Genomic DNA, 895 nt, shown 5'->3' with positions numbered 1-895 from the left:
AAGAGGCCATTGGCCAACTTGTTCAGGGGGGATTCGATCCGGTTGGCCAGATCGGGCTTGAACCCCTGAATCGCCATGCCGACCAGCAACGGCAGCACCTGGGTGCGACCCACCTGCAGGGCCACCTCCAGGGGGCCGATGTCCCAGGCTGTGGTGGCGTAGGCCGCCCGGTACACATCGGCCATCACGGGCACCGAGACGATGGCGCTGATGGCGGCGCTCACCTGCAGCACCGCCGCCAGTTCCCGGTCTCCACCTTTCTGGCCGGCCTTGCGGAGCGTGAGGGGGGCGCTGGGGCACACGGCCATCAGGGCCAGGCCGATCCGGGTGGAGGGCCCCAGTCCCTGGCCGACCGGCAGATGCAGCAGAGCCAGGGCCACCAGCGGCAGCAGCAGGCAGGAGGCCGGCAGCACCCTCAGGAACAGCCCCGGGCGCTGGCGGATCCGGACCAGAGCCTGAGGGTTCAGGCCCATCCCCAGGGCCAGCATGATCGTGAACAGGGTGATCGAGGCGAACATGCGAGCGCGGGCGTTGCCAGGCCAGTGCCCCGAACCCTAGGGAGGTGGCTCTGACCTGCCTGGAATTGTCACTGCAGGAGCGCGTCACTGCAGGAGCGGATCCCGAGCCGGACGGCGACCACAAAAAAGCCCCCCTCGTGGGAGGGGGGCCAGCGGGATTCCGTTGTTGATCCTGAGGCGTAAGCCTCAGCCGGGCTGTTCAGCCTCAGCCGATCGCCGGGGCGGTCAGCGCCACGGGGGTGGCTTCCGCAGCGGCCAGGTCGAGCGGGAAGTTGTGAGCGTTGCGCTCGTGCATCACTTCCATGCCCAGGCCAGCGCGGTTCAGCACATCAGCCCAGGTGTTGATCACGCGGCCCTGGCCGTCGAGGATCGACTGG

The 895-nt window shown here is 68.6% G+C and carries 1 protein-coding gene; it reads right to left on the bottom strand.

Annotated features, from left to right (window positions below):
• Nucleotides 1-518 (bottom strand): bile acid:sodium symporter (locus tag ACLD7X_RS17170; RefSeq protein WP_411424904.1); only part of this gene is annotated, 518 nt, incomplete at its 3' end.
• Nucleotides 519-895: the final 377 nt, after the last annotated feature.

Source organism: Aphanothece microscopica RSMan92 (assembly GCF_046613545.2).
Lineage (GTDB): Bacteria > Cyanobacteriota > Cyanobacteriia > PCC-6307 > Cyanobiaceae > NIES-981.
The sequence above is the reverse complement of the archived record's forward strand: the minus strand, read 5'-3'. Positions and strand labels throughout refer to the sequence as shown.